Genomic DNA, 11978 nt, shown 5'->3' with positions numbered 1-11978 from the left:
CGCACCGTCGAACCGGCCCGGACAGCACAGAAACCTGTGACCGGGCTCAGACGGCGTCGCTTCCCGTCCGTCGCGTCTCTACCTTGCGATCAGGACGCGCGCCCGGGAGGCTCGATGAAGAAGTACCTGATGCGGTTTCTCGTGACGCTGGTGATCCTGTCGCCGGCGATCGGGGTGGTCATCGTCCACCCGTGGACGCACTCCGCCGACGCCTCCACCCCGAAGAAGAAGGTCGTTGCCGCGAGGCCGAAGACGGTCGAGCAAATCGTCCGGCCGGTCACCGCGCAGGGTGCACCCGCCGACGGCTGGAGCGTCCAGGCCGAACAGATGCCTGACGGCTTCCGCTGCGTGGGATCGTCCCCCGTGGCCGTCGACCCCGGCATCGCCACCTGCGGCGCGCCGGAGGACTTCACCATCGCGTGCTGGAAGAGCACCGACCGCACGGTGCTGTGCCTGCGCGATCCCAAGGTGAAGCGCCTGGCGCGCATCGGCTACGCGGGCTCGTTCCCGTCCTCGCCGGCGCCCACCCTTGCGATCCCGCTCGAGGTCGGCCTGCGCTACTTCGGCACCTGCATGGTGCGCGACGGCGGCGCCGCGCTGACCCCGCCGGCGCACCCGACCTGGACCGCCACCTACGCCTGCGCGAGCAGCAAGCACGGCCTCGGATACCTCGTCGGCCCGCGGAGCGGGTCGGGGGGTATCGACCGGTCCACGCGCCTGTGGACGGTGCACTGGAAGAACGCGCACCGCCCGAACGGGAAGATCGTCAAGGACCGTGTCGTCACCGCCTACGTGGTGGGCAACGCGAGCTGACCGTCCGCCGCGTCGGCGCGGTCGGTTTGCGCGACGTGCGTCGGGGTCAGGATTCCCCAAAGGACCCCCGACCCGGAGGCAGGCCATGCTCTCGCTCGTCTACAAGCCGTTCGGCATCCTCGTCAGCGTGCTCGGCGGCCTGGTCGCCGGCGCGGTCTTCAAACAGACGTGGAAGCTGGTCGCGAGCGAGACGGACGCGCCCGACGCCAAGGACCTCGACAGTTCCTGGCGCGAGGTCCTGATCTCGGCCGCCCTGCACGGCGCCGTGTTCGGCACCGTGAAGGCCCTGGTCGACCGGGCCGGTGCCAAGGGATTCGAGCGGGCCACGGGCACGTGGCCCGGCAACACCGAGCCGCGCACGAAGCACTGACGACGAAGGTCCCGTCCGGTGCACGACCGGACGGGACCTCGTCGGCGAACAGGACGCGGGTGACGTCCGGTCACGGAGTGGGCGTGCCGTAGACGCGCGTCGCGTGCTTCGCGTAGGCCTTGTGGCCCATGCGGATGACGACCGAGCGGAACGGCCCGGGCACCGCGCCGAGCATCTCGCGCACCACGTCGGGGTCGCCGTCGTAGGCCATCATCCCGAGCACGCGCGGACCGTCCTTGAGCGGCATGCTGCGCTGCGCCTTCTTCGCGATCCGCAGCCACTCCTTCTTGCTCAGCGCGCGCTCGACGAGCGGCATCACGTGGCGTTCCTCGGCCTCGAGGTGCTCGAGGAGGGCGTCGTGCATCCGCCCGTAGACGTCGGCGAGCCGGTGGGCCGTGCCGGCGTCGGCGGTGGTGCGCCACGCGCCGCGCACCGTCTGCGCCTCCTCGAGCAACCGGGCGACGGTGGCGTGCTGCGCCTCCATGAGCTCGACGAGCGGTGCGATCTCACCCGCCACGCGGTCGAGCAGGATCGGCCACACCATGTCGTCCTCGATGGTGTGGTGGTGGTGCAGGAAGCGGTCGAGCAGGTCGAGGTGGGTGTTCACCATCGCGGCGCGCAGCCGGTCGCCGTGCTCGACGGACCGGATCAGCGCCGGGGCGAGCCGCAGCTCGCGGCGGAAGATCGTGTGGATCGTGCGCATCTCGGCGGCGGCACCGACGGCGGTCGGTCCCGTCGGGAGGGAGGCGGGACGGACGGGCTGCGGGCGGGTGTCGATGGTGGCGGTCATGGCTGACTCCTGGCTTCCGGTGGCTTCGGTGACGGCGCTGGTCGCCGTCCCGCTGTGTCACCCATGCTTCGCGGGACGTGACGTCCGCACAGGCGTGTCAGCAGCCGAAAGCCGCGGTGGTGCCAGCACTCCGGCGCGCGGGGGTTGGCGCGCGCCGGCCGGGTGGTCAGCGCACCGGGTGGGTGGGTGCCGACCGCACCGTGCGCTTCGCGTACCCGGGCCGGGTCGCGGCCACGCGCACGGTGACCCGCTTGCCGCGCAGGGCCGGTGTCACGCGCAGCGATCGTCCGGTCGCTCCGGCGATGGGGCGGCCCGCGACGTACCAGCGCACCCACAACCGCGGCGACGGGTTCCATCCGTGCGTGCGGACGACCAGCGTCCGCCCGACGGCCGCGGTGCCGACGACGGTCGGACGGTGCGCGCTGAAGCGTCCGGACGCCACCCGTGAGGTGCTGCCGGAGGTGCGGGTGGCGCTCGTGTACCCCGGACGCGAACCGGTCACGCGGACGCTGATCCGCTGTCCGCGCAGCGCCGTCGTCAGGCGCAGCCGGCTGCTCGTGGCGCCGGCGACGGGACGGCCGTCGGCCAGCCACTGCACCGCGACGCGGGTGGGGGCGGGGACCCAGCGGCCGGTGGCCACGGTGAGCACCTCGCCGACCCGCGCCGCCCGTCCCCGGATGCTCGGCGCGCTCGCCGAGAACGCCGAGAGGGCGCGTGGCTCCGAACCCGGATCGGACGGCGGCGTCGAGCCCGGCAACGTCACCGTCACGCGGGCGCCGCCGCTCGTCGACACGCTTCCGACGCTGATCGCGATCGAGCCGGCGGAGATCGACCGACCGGCCCCGAACGACGTCACGTTGCGGCCGTCCACGGCGCGCGACAGCAGCGTGGTGCTGCCGTCGTTCTCGAGCCGCTCGACGACGACTCCGGGGCCGTAGGCGAACTCCCCCAGGTCGCGACCGGGTGCGTAGAAGGCGGTCGCGTCACGGCCGGTGCCCGAGCGGTAGTCGATCACGTAGCGGGCGCCCGAGTCGGGGTCGACGACCACCGCGCCACGCTTCCCGCTGCCGGTGCCGCGCCCGGACAGCGTGACGACGCTCGAGCTCGTCAGCGTCGGAACCGACTGCGGCGAGTCGAGTCCGAGGGCGAGACGGTAGGCGGTGTCGAGCGCCGGCGGCGTCCACCTGCCGCCGGTCACGGCTAGCCCCATGATGCTGTAGAGCCCCCAGTAACCGGACGTCGAGCACGACGATGCGCAGATCTGCGCATTGGCGTGCATGAGCGAGAAGTTGTGGCCCAGCTCGTGCACGCCGATCTGCACCGCTCCGCTGCCGAGCATGACGATCGAGCGTCCGCCCGAGGCGATCGACGACCCGATCGTGCCGAGCCCGGCGCCGTAGTGGCTGCTGCAGTCGTCCGAGACCAGCACCATCAGGTGGTTGCCGTCGCTTCCGAACCGGACGCCCGGGAAGTGGTCGGCCGCCTCGTCCCACAGCGCGCTCGCCGTCCGCATGCCGCAGCCCTGGTCGAGCGTGCCGGCGACGGACGACGCGTAGCGGACGGTCGGCTCCGGCTGGTCGAAGGTCGTGATCGCGCCGTCGCTCTCGCGCTGCCAGTACGCGCGGATGGCGTCGACCTGCCCCTGCACGGTCGCGGTGCTGTCGAACGTCCCCCGGTTCGCCACGAGCGCCACGTAGAGGTGGTGGGCGTCGGGGGTGACCGCGTTCGCCGCGGTCGTCGCCTGCGGGGTGATGGTGGCCGACTGGACGGCCAGGGGAGCCGGGGCCCCGCTCGCGGCCTCGAGCGCGGTGCGACCCTCGGCCGACCGCTCCGCCACCCGCTCGCCGCTGTCGAGGCCGGCCCGGCGCGCGGCCGTGGCGCCGAGGGCTACCCGTCCGACGAAGTCCGCAGGACGGTCGAGGTCGTCGGCAAGGTCCAAGGACACGGGCACGACCCGTCCGTTGCCCGGGTCGAGCAGGTACTGATGGCCCCCGCCGGGGGCATCCGACTCGATCGGGATGAGCGTGCCCGTGACGTCGACCGCCGCGCGGCCGGCCGCGGTGGGGTCCCGGTAGCCGATGGGGTCCGCGGCCGGTGCGCCGTCCGCCGGGGCGCCGGGGTCCGTGGCGGCAGGGGGACCCGGTACCTGGGCCGCGGCAGAGACGGCGGAGACGGCGGGGACGGCCAATCCGGACGCCACGACGACGGCGGCGGTGAGCAGGGCTCGGCGCATCGGGGCTGCGCTCCTCGTGAGGGGACGTCGGTCACGCCTACGCCCCGCACGCGTTCTTAACAAGGATCACACATGAGCCCCGGTGATGCCAACCCGGGTGGCCCGGCGCGCCCGCGGCGCGCGTCCGAGGGTCAGCGGGCGGCGGCCGCGCTGGCGGCACTGGCGGCGGACGCCGCGAGCAGGGCGGCGCCGAGCGCCTCGGCGCGGGAGCCCAGCTGCGCGGGCACGACCTCGATCTCGTGGTTGCCGACCGGGGGCAGCGCCCGGTCGAGAGCGGTGCGCACGCTCTCGACGAGGACGCTGCCGGCGGCGGGCGCCGCGGCGAGATCGCCGCCGAGCACGACGAGCCGCGGGTCGAGCATCGTGCAGAAGCCGGCCAGCGCGTAGCCGATCGCCCGCCCGGCGTCGGCGAGCAGCCGTCGCGCTCCGGGATCGCCCGAGGCGACGAGTCGCAGCAGGTCCTCGAGCGTGCAGTGCGGACCGCGCGCGTGCGCCAGACCGGTGACGAGGGCGCGGGCCCCGACCACGGTCTCGAGACACCCCCGGTGACCGCACCGGCAGATGTGCCCGTCGGGCACGACCTGCACGTGGCCGAACTCGCCCGCCGCGCCGGTCGCGCCGTGGTGCAGTCGTCCGCCGAGGACGAGTCCGGCGCCGACGCCGTCGGACAGCATCACGTACAGCAGGTCGTCACTGCCTGCCCCGGCACCCAGTCGCCACTCGGCGAGCGCACCCTGCGTCGCGTCGTTGCCGATGTGGACGGGCCGCCCGAGCCTTTCGCGCAATATCGCGCGAATGTCGATCTCGGCCCAGTCGAGCAGCATCGGCGGTGAACCGAGCGTGCGCGCGTCGAGCACCGGTGCCGACACGGCCACGCCCACGTCGAGCACGCGGGCGACGTCGGTCGTGTCGATCAGTTCCTGGGCCGTCGCGACCACGGCGTCGAGCGACCGGGCCGGCTGGTGGTCGACGTCCGCCTGCTGCGCGCGCTCGGCGTACACGGTGCCGTCGAGGCCCGTCACGACGACCCGGGTGCCCGCGTGGCCGAGATGGATGCCGAGCACCGCGCCAGCCGCCGGATTCATCCCGAGCGCGACCGCCGGACGTCCGCCGGTGGTGCCCGAGCGGGTGGCTCCCCGCTCGACGAGCACGCCGTCGGCGACGAGCTCGGCCACGAGCGTCGAGACCGTCGTGGTCGACAGGCCCGTCAGCCGGGCGACGTCGGCGCGGCTGCACGCCGGTCGGGACTGCACGGCGGACACGACGGCCTGCCGGTTGCGGTCCCGCAGGGACTCCAGCGATCCGGTGCGCATCTTTCGACCCTAGAGCAGTTCATCCGAATTCGGAATAACCAACGCGTGCACGACCGCAAGTTGATCCTTGACCGGGACATAAGAGCCGACTTAGTGTCCCTCTCGACCCGGGATGCGAAATACGTCCGCTTCGAGACACCGGTGCGGTCCGTCCCAACCCTCACCGATCGGACACGACATGACACGGAGACACTGGCGTCACCGCCGTCCCGTGGCGGCCCTGGCGACGATGCTCGTCGCGGCCGGCACGCTCGGCGCCGCCGTGCAGTCGGAGACCGCCGCTGCGGCGGCACCCGCCACGCCCGCCTATCTCAACCGCTCCCTCGATCCCGGCGCCCGCGCGGCCGACCTCGTCGCGCGCATGTCGCTCACCGAGAAGGCGCAGCAGATGAACTCGAGCCGGGCGCCCGCGATCCCGCGGCTCGGCATCGCCGCCTGGGGTTGGTGGAACGAGGCGAACCACGGCATCAACGCCTCGACCCTGACCCCCACGGGCAACGCGACGACGCTGACCAACACGACGTCGTACCCCTCGGACCTGTCGTTGGGCAGCACCTGGAACCCGTCGCTCGTCTACCGCGAGGCGGGCCTCATCGGTGACGAGGCGCGCGACACCGCGCCGAACAACACGCAGAACCTCGACTTCTACGCGCCGACGGTGAACCTGAGCCGGGACCCGCGCTGGGGACGCAACGACGAGAGCTGGTCCGAGGACCCGACGCTCACGGCGCTGCTCGCCGGGCAGTACGTCAACGGCCTGCAGGGCCAGACGATGAAGGGCGTCCTGCCGAAGTCGGCCAAGGGCTACTACAAGGCGATCGCCACGCTCAAGCACTACGCGGCGAACAACAGCGAGGTGAACCGTCGCAGCGGCTCGTCCGACATGGACCAGCGGACGCTGCGGGAGTACTACACCAAGCAGTTCGCCGACATCATCCGGTCGAGCAGCCCGGGTTCGATCATGAGCGCGTACAACGAGGTCAACGGCACTCCGGCCGCGGCCGACCCGTACCTCAACAGCGACCTCGCGCGGCAGACCTTCGGCTTCAAGGGTTACTTCACCAGTGACTGCGACGCCGTGCGCGAGATCCAGGCCGGCCACCAGTGGACGCCGCCGAACGCGTCGGCCCCGGTCGACCAGTACGGCCGCACCGCCTACGCCATCTCGGCCGGTGAGGACCTCGACTGCAACGCGGGCTACCACGACCAGTACGACTACGGGAACACGGTGCCGACCGCGCTCGGCCAGAAGATCAAGACGCTGGTCGACACCTTCAACATCGGCGACGTCGACACGTCCGTCACGCGGTTGTTCACCGCGCGCATCGAGACCGGCGAGTTCGACAACGAGAACCAGGTGCCGTGGGTGAAGGCCGCCCGCCAGCGCCTCGGTGGCACCGAGTGGACGAGCAACGCGTCGAACAACGCGATCACCGAGACGCCCGAGCGTCTCGCGCAGGCGAAGAAGAGCGCGGACGAGAGTCTCGTGCTGCTGCAGAACACCAAGAAGGCGCTGCCGCTGAAGGTGCCGTCGTCCGGTGACTACAAGGTGGCCGTGGTCGGGTACTTCGCCCACCCGCAGTCGCTCTACCTCGGCGGGTACTCCGCCTTCCAGCAGGGTGCCGGCGCGGCCAACAACGTCGACGTCTACACCGGCATCAAGAACGCGATCGCGAAGCGCAACCCGTCCGCGACCGTCGACTTCCTGCCGGGTGTCACCGGCGGCACCACCGCCGGCTCGCTCACCACCGTCGACGCCGACACGATCGCGAAGGTCAAAGGCTACGACGCCGTCGTCGTCGTCGCCGGCACCGACTTCACCACCAGCCGCGAGGACGTCGACCGCAGCAGCCTCGCGCTGCCCGGCGCCCAGGCGCAGATGATCTCGCAGGTGGGCCGGGCCAACCCGAACACCGTCGCGTATCTCGAGACCACCGGCCCGGTCGAGACGGGCGCCTTCGCCGGCGACGTCCGCGGCCTGGTCTGGAGCTCGTACAACGGCCAGAAGCAGGGTGACGCGTTCGCGGACGCGCTGCTGGGCACCACCACGCCGAGCGGGCACCTGCCGTTCACGTGGTACCGCGACACGGCGCAGCTGCCGAGCATCCTCGACTACGCGATCCGTCCGGCCGGCCACAACCCCGGCCGCACGTACATGTACTTCACCGGCCAGAGCTCGTACCCGTTCGGGTACGGCCTGAGCTACGCGAAGTTCCAGTACTCGCCGCTGACCGTCTCCTCGAAGAAGGTCGACGCCGAGGGCACGGTCACCGTGACCACGACCGTCACCAACCGTTCGGACGTCGCCGGTGCCGCGGTGCCGCAGCTCTACGCGACGACACCGTTCGCGAAGGCGGCGCAGCAGCGTCCGGCCAAGCGCCTGATGACATTCGCGAAGGTCGCGCTGAAGGCGGGCCAGAGCAAGAAGGTGACGCTCACGTTCCCGGCGTCGCAGCTCGCGTTCTTCGACGAGAAGAAGGCGGTCATGAAGGTCGACACCGGCAGCTACGGACTGCAGCTCGCGCAGTCGGCGACCGACGTCAGCCGTACCGCGAAGGTCGCGGTGTCGGGCTCGCTCGGCAAGGCGCCGACCGTGCTCGACGCCAAGCCGGTGCAGAAGGGTGACAAGGCGGCCGACGTGCAGCAGCGCGTCGTGTTCGACCGCGACACCACCATCGACCCGCAGCTGACGGTGTCGACGGACGACGAGAAGCTGCACGGTTACGTCCGCAGGGGTCTGTCCACGGAGCTGCCGGCCAACCTGAAGGTGACCTACTCCTCCAGCGACAGCAAGGTCGTGAAGGTGACGAAGGCCGGCGCCCTGCGCACGGTCGGTTCGGGGGTCGCGACCGTGACGGTCGACGCCACCTGGCGCGGCCACACGGTGACGACCTCGTTCCCGGTCAACGTGGCGCCGCTGCACATCACGTCCGCGCCGACGCTGTCGGTGCCGGCCGGGCAGCCCGCCACCTTCACGGTCACCGCCGACACCACCGCGTCGCCGACCGCCGCCGAACTGCCGCGCATCCGGTTCGCCGGCCCGCTGCCGTCCGGCATGAAGGCGGTCGACAACGGTGACGGCACCGCGACCATCTCGGGCACGCCGCGCACCGCGGGCACCTACCCGGTGCGCATCACCGCGGTGAACAACGTGAGCCCGACGACGTCGCAGACGCTCACCATCACGGTCACCTGACCGAGCACCGGGTGCGCCCGGTCATCTGACCGAGCGCACCCGGTAGACCGACACCGCGCCTACCCCGGCCGTCACGCCCACCAGCGTGAACAGGCCGGGGTAGCCGCGTCCGTCGGACGTGATCAGCAGTCCGGCGAGCAACGGCGCCACCGCCGGCGGCACGATCGTGCCGATGTTCATGATCCCGAGGTCCTTCGCCCGGCTCTCGGCGTCGGGCAGCACCTGCGTGATCAGTGCCTGGTCGACGGACATGTACGCGCCGAACCCACCGCCGAGCAGGGCCGCGGCGACGAACGTGACCGTCAGGGTGGGATGCGCCGCGAGCAGGAAGCCGGCGCCCGCCTGCATCGCGGCCGCCACCGCCACGAAGACCCGGCGCCGGCCCAGCCGGTCGCTGAGGATCCCGCCGGCGTAGGTCAGCACCAGGCCGGCCACCAGGTAGACGACGGTGACCTCGAGCAGCGTCCCGTCCGGGTCGTCGACCCGAAGCGCGTCGGTCAGGAAGTAGAGCAGGTAGCTCGTCCCCAGCGAGTTGCCGAGGTTGACCAGCAACCGTCCGCCGAAGGCCCAGGCGAAGTCCGGATGCGCCCGCAGGTCGATCGAGAGCGACCCTGCGATGTCCCGGACGGTGAGAGGCGGCGCGCTCGCCGGCACCTCGCGGTGGTGGCGGACGAAGGGCACCACGGCGAGCAGCAGCACGGCGGCGATCAGCACGTAGCCCTCGAGTTCGGTGAGCCCGAACGCGGCGACGAGGCCGATACCGACCACCACGCCCAGCGCCTGCGGGCCGAACACCGCCGCCGAGACCGTGCCGCGCTGTGTCACCGGCACCCGGTCGACGATGACCGCCGTGAGCCCGGCCGTCGCGGCCGCCAGCCCGAGCTGGGTCAGCGACCACCACAACGCGAGGGCGGGCCAGCTCGTCTGCGCGCCGGTGACGACGAGTCCGGCGGCGAAGGCCAGGGCGCCACCGGCGATCCACACGCGCCGCCGTCCGAACCGGGTCGTCGTGCGGTCGGCGAGCGCGCCCGACAGCGGCAGGGCGATTAACGCCACAAGCCCGCTGATGCCGTTCACGACCGCGAAGTCGTGCACCTTGCCGGACGGGTCGATGTCGGCGAGCTGGTTGGGCAGCAGCAGCTGCACGGGCACCAGATTGGCCATCCAGAACCCGAACCACGCGAGCGCGAACCGAACGGTCCAGCCGCGGCCGACCGGGGCCGTCGGGGTGGGCGGCCGGGTCACGGCCCGCATTCTGCCGTTCCCGCGTCGGCGGGTCGCGGGCCTGCCGTCGGCGCGGCCATCGGGGTGGCTGTGGTTCAGCTCCCGATGACCGCTGCCGTCGTGTTCGGGCGCGGGGCCGCGGCCGGTTCCGGGGCAGTGGGAATCTCGTCCAGATCGACGCCGCGACGTCGCAATTTGGCCGTGTAGACGGTGTCGCGGGACAGCGCATGGCTGACGCCGGTGGCCAGGACGATGGCCGTCATCAACGGCAGCACGATCGAGTACTCGCCCGTGAGTTCGACGAGGATCACGACGGCGGTGATCGGGGCGCGCGCGGCACCGGCGAAGACCGCGCCCATGCCGATGAGCCCGTACGCGCCGACCGATCCGGCACTGTGCGGGAAGGCGGAGTGCAGGACCGACCCGTAGGCGCCGCCGAGCATCGCTCCGACGAACAGGCTCGGCGCGAAGACGCCGCCGGAGCCGCCGATGCCGATCGTCAGGCTCGTGGCCACGACCTTCGCGACGAGCAGGCCCAGCAACGCCGCGACGGTGTAGCCGCCGACGACGCCGCGGCCGAGCACCGGATAGCCGACGCCGTACATCTGCGGCACCGCGAGCAGCAGCCCGCCGAGCAGGACGCCGCCGACCGCAGGCCGCAACCACTCCGGACCCCGCCACGCCCAGTCGCACGCGTCCTCGATCCAGTACAGGACACGGGTGAACGCGACGCCGACGAGACCGGCGATCACCCCCAGCAGCGCGAACCACCCGTACTGCTCCGGATGGGTGACGTGAAAGCCCGGCAGGGTGAGGAACGCCGTGTCGCCGAAGGCCGCCCGTCCGATGACGCCGGCAGTGACCGACGAGAGCGCGACCATGCCGAACGAGCGCGCCGTGAACTCGCGCAGGACGAGCTCCATCGCGAAGAACACGCCCGCCAGCGGCGCGTTGAAGGTGGCGGAGATGCCGCCGGCGGCGCCGCAGGCCACCAGCACGCGGGTGCGCTGCTCATCGACCGCGACCAGCCGGCCCAGGGTCGATCCGAGGGCGGACCCGATCTGCACGATCGGTCCCTCGCGCCCGACCGACCCGCCACCGCCGATGCACAGTGCGGACGCGAGTGCCTTGACGCCCGCCACCTGCGGCTTGATGCGCCCCTTGTTGCGGGCGACCGCGTACATGACCTCGGGGACGCCGTGCCCCCGGGCCTCGCGTGCGAAGGCGTGCACCAGCGGCCCGTAGAGCAGGCCCGCGACGACGGGGGCGAGAACGACGAACCACACCCCGAGGGCGGGCACGTGCGGATTCGGAACGCGCCCCGCGCCCGCATAGTCGGCGTGGCCGGTGAAGGCCCGGGTGAACGTCTCGATCAACCAGCGGAACACGATGGCGCCGCCACCCGCCCCGGCGCCCACCCCGAGGGCGAGCACCACCAACCCGGTCTCGGTACGGCGCAGCCCCGCGCCCAGTCGTGGCCTGACGGTCGACAGTGCAGGATGCATGAATTGCAGTATGCAATGATTGCAGTGGCGGACGAAAGGGCAGGTTGGTGGTCGTGACGCAGCAGACAGGTCCGGACGCCGACCGCTTCGTCGACGCCGTGCTCACCGCGTCACGGGTCCTGGTGGCCGTCTCGGCCCGCTCGCTCGCCGAGGTCGAGGGCTCGGTGACGGTCGTCCAGTTCCGCACCCTGGTCGTGCTGCGCACGCGTCCGGACACGAATCTGAACGGGTTGGCCGACGTTCTCGGCGTCAGCCCGTCCACGGCACTGCGCATGGTCGACCGGCTCGAGGTGTCCGGTTTCGTCGAGCGCCGTACGCCTCCCGAGAACCGGCGCGAGGTGCGGCTCGCCCTGACGCCGGCCGGTCGCCGGCTCGTCGACCGCGTGACGTCGCGGCGGCGCGCCGAGATCGCGCGCATCGTCGAGGCCATGCCGACCCGGCAGCGCGGCGACCTCGCCCGGGCGCTCGAGTCGTTCGCCCAGGCGGCGGGTGAGCCGCCGGCCCCGGGCGGCGTGACGGCGTTCGGATGGTGAC

The 11978-nt window shown here is 72.1% G+C and carries 8 protein-coding genes and 1 pseudogene; 4 read left to right on the top strand and 5 right to left on the bottom strand.

What is annotated here, in order from left to right; translation table 11 throughout:
• The first annotated feature begins 129 nt into the window (after window positions 1-129).
• Window positions 130-813: a hypothetical protein gene (locus ACYVP9_RS10660; RefSeq protein ID WP_460604779.1), complete on the top strand. Its 684-nt coding sequence runs from the start codon at window positions 130-132 to the stop codon at window positions 811-813.
• 85 nt (window positions 814-898) lie between these two features.
• The gene (locus ACYVP9_RS10655; RefSeq protein WP_460604778.1) at window positions 899-1183 is read left to right on the top strand and encodes a DUF4235 domain-containing protein; all 285 of its coding nucleotides are present in this window, start codon (window positions 899-901) and stop codon (window positions 1181-1183) included.
• A gap of 70 nt (window positions 1184-1253) precedes the next feature.
• On the opposite strand, the gene ACYVP9_RS10650 is transcribed toward ACYVP9_RS10655, so the two are convergent.
• The 3 genes from ACYVP9_RS10650 to ACYVP9_RS10640 all read right to left on the bottom strand — a co-directional run bounded on the left by ACYVP9_RS10650 (window position 1254) and on the right by ACYVP9_RS10640 (window position 5519).
• A complete protein-coding gene (locus tag ACYVP9_RS10650; protein WP_460604777.1) occupies window positions 1254-1973 on the bottom strand; it encodes a hemerythrin domain-containing protein in 720 nt (239 codons plus the stop codon).
• Window positions 1974-2139: 166 nt separating this feature from the next.
• Window positions 2140-4206, bottom strand: a complete 2067-nt coding sequence (locus tag ACYVP9_RS10645) for a hypothetical protein (RefSeq protein WP_460604776.1) — start codon at window positions 4204-4206, stop codon at window positions 2140-2142.
• A 131-nt stretch (window positions 4207-4337) separates the two neighbouring features.
• Window positions 4338-5519: an ROK family protein gene (locus ACYVP9_RS10640; RefSeq protein WP_460604775.1), complete on the bottom strand. Its 1182-nt coding sequence runs from the start codon at window positions 5517-5519 to the stop codon at window positions 4338-4340.
• A 178-nt stretch (window positions 5520-5697) separates the two neighbouring features.
• Between ACYVP9_RS10640 and ACYVP9_RS10635 the strand changes: the two genes are divergently transcribed.
• Window positions 5698-8715: a glycoside hydrolase family 3 C-terminal domain-containing protein gene (locus ACYVP9_RS10635; protein WP_460604774.1), complete on the top strand. Its 3018-nt coding sequence runs from the start codon at window positions 5698-5700 to the stop codon at window positions 8713-8715.
• Window positions 8716-8736: 21 nt separating this feature from the next.
• Here the strand turns inward: ACYVP9_RS10635 and ACYVP9_RS10630 are convergent, their stop codons facing one another.
• Window positions 8737-9969 carry an MFS transporter gene (locus tag ACYVP9_RS10630; RefSeq protein WP_460604773.1) on the bottom strand — a complete coding sequence of 411 codons (1233 nt, stop codon included), beginning with the start codon at window positions 9967-9969 and terminating at the stop codon, window positions 8737-8739.
• Between the two features lie 86 nt (window positions 9970-10055).
• Window positions 10056-11375: pseudogene (locus ACYVP9_RS10625) on the bottom strand (chloride channel protein); the annotation flags it as partial.
• Window positions 11376-11497: 122 nt separating this feature from the next.
• On the opposite strand from ACYVP9_RS10625, the gene ACYVP9_RS10620 reads away from it, so the two are divergent.
• A complete protein-coding gene (locus tag ACYVP9_RS10620) occupies window positions 11498-11977 on the top strand; it encodes a MarR family winged helix-turn-helix transcriptional regulator (RefSeq protein ID WP_460604772.1) in 480 nt (159 codons plus the stop codon).
• The last annotated feature ends 1 nt before the right edge of the window (window position 11978 follow it).

The organism is Jatrophihabitans fulvus (assembly GCF_054781375.1).
Note: the sequence above shows the minus strand (reverse complement) of the source record. Positions and strands in the feature narration are given on the sequence as shown.

Coding starts and splice junctions, on each gene's coding strand:
- ACYVP9_RS10660 (WP_460604779.1), top strand. CDS start 130: ATGCGGTTTCTCGTGACGCTGGTGATCCTGTCGCCGGCGATCGGGGTG.
- ACYVP9_RS10655 (WP_460604778.1), top strand. CDS start 899: ATGCTCTCGCTCGTCTACAAGCCGTTCGGCATCCTCGTCAGCGTGCTC.
- ACYVP9_RS10650 (WP_460604777.1), bottom strand. CDS start 1,973: ATGACCGCCACCATCGACACCCGCCCGCAGCCCGTCCGTCCCGCCTCC.
- ACYVP9_RS10645 (WP_460604776.1), bottom strand. CDS start 4,206: ATGCGCCGAGCCCTGCTCACCGCCGCCGTCGTCGTGGCGTCCGGATTG.
- ACYVP9_RS10640 (WP_460604775.1), bottom strand. CDS start 5,519: ATGCGCACCGGATCGCTGGAGTCCCTGCGGGACCGCAACCGGCAGGCC.
- ACYVP9_RS10635 (WP_460604774.1), top strand. CDS start 5,698: ATGACACGGAGACACTGGCGTCACCGCCGTCCCGTGGCGGCCCTGGCG.
- ACYVP9_RS10630 (WP_460604773.1), bottom strand. CDS start 9,969: ATGCGGGCCGTGACCCGGCCGCCCACCCCGACGGCCCCGGTCGGCCGC.